The organism is Lonsdalea britannica (assembly GCF_946477055.1).
Classification (GTDB): domain Bacteria; phylum Pseudomonadota; class Gammaproteobacteria; order Enterobacterales; family Enterobacteriaceae; genus Lonsdalea; species Lonsdalea britannica_A.
This window is the reverse complement of record NZ_CAMKXG010000240.1, coordinates 1-5,394: the sequence shown is the minus strand read 5'-3', so window position 1 is coordinate 5,394 and position 5,394 is coordinate 1. Positions and strand designations below refer to the sequence as shown.

At 62.8% G+C, this 5,394-nt stretch carries 6 protein-coding genes; all 6 read left to right on the top strand.

Annotated features, from left to right (window positions below):
• The coding region (locus tag Q7O77_RS14185) for a phage tail tape measure protein (RefSeq protein WP_304168531.1) at positions 1–2,102 on the top strand (2,102 nt) is incomplete at its 5' end.
• Positions 2,102–2,995: a phage tail protein gene (locus Q7O77_RS14180; RefSeq protein ID WP_304168528.1), complete on the top strand. Its 894-nt coding sequence runs from the start codon at positions 2,102–2,104 to the stop codon at positions 2,993–2,995. The genes Q7O77_RS14185 and Q7O77_RS14180, both read left to right, overlap by 1 nt.
• Positions 2,995–3,207: a tail protein X gene (locus Q7O77_RS14175; protein ID WP_085653705.1), complete on the top strand. Its 213-nt coding sequence runs from the start codon at positions 2,995–2,997 to the stop codon at positions 3,205–3,207. Before Q7O77_RS14180 ends, Q7O77_RS14175 begins: the two co-directional genes overlap by 1 nt.
• The gene (locus tag Q7O77_RS14170; protein ID WP_304168523.1) at positions 3,195–4,337 is read left to right on the top strand and encodes a phage late control D family protein; all 1,143 of its coding nucleotides are present in this window, start codon (positions 3,195–3,197) and stop codon (positions 4,335–4,337) included. The genes Q7O77_RS14175 and Q7O77_RS14170 overlap by 13 nt, the downstream gene beginning before the upstream one ends.
• Positions 4,334–4,474 (top strand): hypothetical protein, encoded by a 141-nt coding sequence (locus Q7O77_RS14165; protein WP_304168522.1) that lies wholly within the window; start codon positions 4,334–4,336, stop codon positions 4,472–4,474. Before Q7O77_RS14170 ends, Q7O77_RS14165 begins: the two co-directional genes overlap by 4 nt.
• The gene (locus Q7O77_RS14160; protein ID WP_304168520.1) at positions 4,471–5,046 is read left to right on the top strand and encodes a phage baseplate assembly protein V; all 576 of its coding nucleotides are present in this window, start codon (positions 4,471–4,473) and stop codon (positions 5,044–5,046) included. The genes Q7O77_RS14165 and Q7O77_RS14160 overlap by 4 nt, the downstream gene beginning before the upstream one ends.
• Positions 5,047–5,394: the final 348 nt, after the last annotated feature.

Here is a 5,394-nt window from a genome sequence, read left to right as displayed (position 1 = left end):
GCAAAGATCTGCTGGGCGTCGTCGGCACGGCCGCGACGGCTACGCAGGCGGATATCCAGCAGATGGCGCGCGTGGGCGCAGCCTTCAACACCCTGAAATTCGACGGCAAACAGGCCGTCACCGGCGCGTTCGACCACATGCTCTCCGGCGCGAAAACGGGCAACCTCGACGTGGCCTCGCTGTCGTCGTCGCTGCCGGGTCTGGCGCGCGGCTTCGAACAGAACGGCATCACCGGCGACGCGGCGCTGAGTCAAATTGTCTCCAGTCTGGCGGTCGGCAAAGCCGCGTCGGGCAGCGACGACACCGCTGTCGCCAATCTCAAAGGGTGGCTGGACACCATCAACAGCAACGACATCGGCGAGCGCTATGCGTCGGCGGGCGTGAACTATCAGGCCTCGATGGCGGACTACATCAAACAAGGATTCTCCACCTACGAAGCCTCGCTGATGATCGGCCAACGTCTGATTGACGACAAAGGCGAGAAATTCAAGCAGGAGTGGCAGGCCGCCGTGGCAAAAGGCGACATGTCCACGCAGGAGCGGCTGATGGCGAAGTCCGGCCTGTCCAAGGTCTTCGACAACAACCAGGCGGTGTCGCACCTGCTCAATATGCGCCAGAACTGGAACGGCTATCAGCAGAACAAGCAGGCGATGCTCAGCCCGGCGGCGGAAGGGACGACCACGCGCGATGCGTCGGCGCAGAACAACACGCTGAAGGGCCAGTGGCAGCACATGCAGGTGGCGGCCAACAACATGAGCCTCAGCGTGGGCGAAGCGCTTGCGCCAGCGCTGATGGCGGTCGGCAACGCCATGATGCCGGTGCTGGACGGTTTTTCGCGCTGGATCCAGCTGCATCCCGGTCTGATTCAGGCTGTCGTCGTGGCCCGACAGGCGTTCTCCGTCTTCAAAGCCGCGATCAGCGGGGTGCGCTATGTGCTGAACCTGTTGCAATCGGGCCTGACGCTCGCGCAGTCCGCCTCCACTCGTTTCGGGGGCGCGCTGGGGCGCGGAATGTCGGCGGTCGGCCGGGCGGTGATGAGCGGAATGCGCTCGGTGTCGGGGTGGGTGCGATCCGGCCTGACCGTGGCGCAGTCCGGCATCATGCGCTTTGGCGGCGCGCTGGGACGCGGCCTGTCAATCGCCGGACGGGCGGTGATGGTGTTCGGCCGTGCGCTGTTAATGAACCCCATCGGCCTGTTGATTACCGGTATCGCCGCCGCTGCCTATCTGATTTACCGCTACTGGGAGCCGATCAGCAACTGGTTCAGCGCGCGTTGGGAAGACATTAAAAACGCCTTCCGGGGCGGCATCGGCGGCGTGGGCAAACTGCTGCTCAACTGGTCGCCGCTCGGCATCATTTACAAACTGTTCGCGGGCGTTCTGCGCTATTTCAACATCAACCTGCCAAGCAACCTGAGCGAAGCGGGCGGCAAACTGATCGGCGCGTTGTCGTCGGCCATCAGCAGAAAATGGGAGAGCGTCAAAGCCGTGTTCAGCGGTTTCGGCAGCTCGCTCAGCCAGTGGGCCTCCGAGCTGTGGGAAGGGCTGAAAACCAATTTCAGCGGCGGTATCGGCCGTCTGACCCAAATCCTCGTGGACTGGTCGCCGCTCGGCATTTTCTACAAGCTGTTCTCCGGCGTTCTGAGCTATTTCGGCGTGGATTTACCGGCCAGCTTCAGTGAGTTCGGCAGCAAACTGATCGGCTCGTTGATCTCAGGCATCACGGAAAAATGGGAGAAGTTGAAAAGCTTCGTCTCGAATCTGGGCAGCACCATCAGCAGCTGGTTTAACGATGAGGGGGAGGACGACGACAATAGCTCGAACAAAACCATCACCCAGCGTGAACACCCCGTGGTGACGCCGCCGCCGGCCCGTAAAACGGTGGACGATGTGCCGCAGATGCCCGCGACGGGCGCTAACGCCAGCGCGAAAGTGGGGACGGGCGAGGGGCTGAAGCTGTCGTTCTCGCCGACCATCCATGTCAACGGCCAGCCCGCGACGGCGACGCCGGAAATCAAAAACGCGCTCAATCTGAGCCTGCATGAACTGGAAAAAATGATGCAGAAGGTGATGGAACAGCAGCAACGCCGGGGGTACGCATAATGTTTGCCGTATTGGGAGATATCGAATTCGAGCTGATCGCCTATTGGGACGGCTTCGAGGCGCAGTTCGGCGCGGATTACGCCGAACACGCCCGCATCGAGGGCAAGCCGGGCCTGCAATTCATCGGCGAAAAGCTGGATGAAATCAGCATCAGCCTGGTGTTCAACCAGATGTTCTGTACGCCGGACGTCGAGCTGGCGCGGCTGCGCAACCTGCTGCGCTCGCATCAGGCGCAGGCGCTGGTCTTCGGCAACGGCGACTATCGCGGCTGGTTCGTGCTGACCCAGGTGCGCGCCACCAGTCAGCAGACCGACAAGTCCGGCAACGTGCTGGCGCTGACGGCGGAAGTGACGCTGCGCGAGTACGTCGGCGACCCGAAAAATCCGTTGGCGGCTCCCGCCGTCAACACCGGCGTGCCGAACAGCCAGACGGTGGCGACGGCGACGGCCGCCGCGTCCGGCATCGCCAGCGCGATCCGCACGGCGGTGGGCTACGTCCGCACCGCGCAGTCGGTGGTGAAAAACGTCTCGGCGGTGGTACAGACGGTGCAGAAGATGAAGAGCAACCCGTCGCAGGCGCTGGGACAGGTGCCGACGCTACTCACCCAGATCGGCACCGCCGTCGAGCCGTTGCAGAAAGCCGTGCCCGCGCTGGCGGCGGTTACGGCGACCTTCCCGGAAGTCAGCCGGGTGGCGAAGGCGGCGGATCAGGCCATCACCTTTGTGAAGAGCGCCCACAAGGCGTTGTCGGGCATTAACGTCAGTACCATCGACGAGCTGTCGCCTGCGCTGGACGTGGTCGCCACGCAGCTCAGCGCCGCCAGCGACACGCTGGAGAAAGTCGCGCCGGTCGTGAGTTCGCTGACCGCCGCTATCACGACGAGGAGGATTTGATGTTTATCGAACACATCACCACGCAGGGCGAGCGCTGGGACGCGCTGGCCTACCGGTACTACGGCGATCCGCTGGGCTATGACCGCATTATCGCCGCCAATCCGCACGTGGCCGTCACGCCCGTGCTGGCTTCCGGCATCATGCTGTCGATCCCGGTGATTGAACAGGCTGATGTCGTGCTGACGGAGGACACGCCGCCGTGGCTACGTTAATCGCTCAACCGGCCGCGTCGGCGGCCAATCGTGAGGTGCCGCAGCCGATTTTCACGCTGTGGTATCTGCAAAAAGATATCACCAACGATATCGCGCCCTACGTCACGCGGCTGACCTACACCGACGGCATCAAAAATGAGTCGGACACGCTGGAAGTGGAGCTGGACGACACCGATGGCCGTTGGATCGACGCCTGGTATCCGGGAAAAGGCGACACCCTGTCGCTCAAACTGGGCTATCGCGGCGACACCTTGCGGGACTGCGGCGCGTTCAGTATCGATGAAATCGAGGTGCGTTCGCCGCCCTCGACCGTGTCGATGCGCGGAGTGGCGACGTCCGTCAAAACCGCGCTGCGCACCAAGTCCAGCCGGGGATTCGAAGGCACCACGCTGGCGGCCATCGCCAACCGTATCGCCAAAAAACACAAGCTGGCGCTGGTCGGCAGCATCGCCCCGATCACGTTTGACCGCATCACGCAGTACGCGGAAACCGATGTCGCTTTTTTGCGACGGTTGGCCAGCGAGTACGGCTATGCGGTGAAGGTGACCAGCACCCAGCTGATTTTCTCGCATCTGGGCGCGCTGCGCAGCCAGACGCCGGTGAAGACGTTTACCCGCAACGACGTCGCCAGCTTCTCGATGCGCGACACCATCAGTCACGTGTACGAAGGGGCGAAGATCAAGCATCAGAATCCCGCGAAGAAGCAGCTGGTGACCTACAAAGCCGACGGAACGCAGTCCAGCGACGGCAGCGCGACCAGCGCGGATACGCTCAACGTCAACAGCCGGACGACCGGCAAGGACACGGCGGAGCTGAAGGCCAACGCGGCGCTGGATCAGCACAACGAACAGCAGGAGAGCGGGCAGCTGACGCTGATGGGCGCAACCTCGCTGATCGCGGGCAACAAGATTTCGCTGAGCGGTTTCGGCCGCTTTTCCGGCGACTGGTTGCTGAATCAGGTGCGGCATTCGCTCACGCGCGACGGCGGTTACGTCAGCGAGCTGGAGATTGTCCGCGGCCCGGTCACCAAGGGCGCTCGCAAGGCGACCACCGGGCAATCCAACACGCTGTCCGTCTATCACCCCGACGGCAGCACGACGCAAACCACGAAAAAAGAGGGCGCATCATGATGAGCGCGAGCCACGAGTCCGTCCGCGGTCTGTTGACCCAGAGCGCCTGCGAAGCGATAGCTCGCAGATTGAAGATGCCGGTCCGTCACCGCGAGAGCGGTTTTCGTCAAACGATGGGGAAAGAGGAGCACGTATGACATCGTTACGCGTTGGCACCGTGAGTGCCGTTGATGCCGCGGGCGTACGCGCCCGTGTGCGGCTGCCAGAGTGCGACAACCTGCGCACCGCCTGGCTGGAGGTGTTGCAGCGCAACACGCAGAATAACAAGGACTATTGGCTGCCGGACGTCGGCGAACAGGTGCGCATTTTGCTGGACGACAATGGCGAAGACGGCGTGATCCTCGGTGCCATTTATTCGAGCGTCGATACGCCGCCGGTCAATAACGCGCAGGCGCGCGGCTGCACCTTCTCGGACGGCGCGGCGTTCTATTACGACCGGGCGACGCACACGCTGACGGTCAATGGCGGTATTCAGCACATCGTCATCGAAACGCAGGCGGATGTCGTCGTTAAAACGCCGCGCGCCACGGTCGACTCGCCCGACACCACGTTTACCGGCAACGTGCTGGTGCAGGGGAAACTCACCTATCAGGGCGACATGGTCGGCACGGCGGCGAGTATTCAGGGCAACGTCACCGTCAGCGGCAACATCAGCGCTTCCGGCTCTGTCATGGATGCGGGCGGCAATTCCAACCACCACTCACACTGACCGTCGCACGGAGGAGGGCGGGGATATTAGCCCCGCCTTTCCTCCCGTCGGGCATATCAGCGCGGCTGGCTCTGGCATGGATGCGGGCGGCAACGCTAACCACCACTTACACTGACCGTCGTGCCGAGGAGGACGGGGGTATCAGCCTCGCCTTTCCTCCCGTCGGGCATATCAGCTCGGCTGGCTCCGTCATGGATGCGGGCGGTTATATTCATCGCTCATCGTACGCGTGTTTCGGCAGAGGCTGGGGTCATGCATCAAATTGAGTGTGTCTTGATGCTCGATGAGGGTTGCCCTCCGCGAAGCGCGGCCATACGCTGCGACACCCGACACCCGACACCCGACACC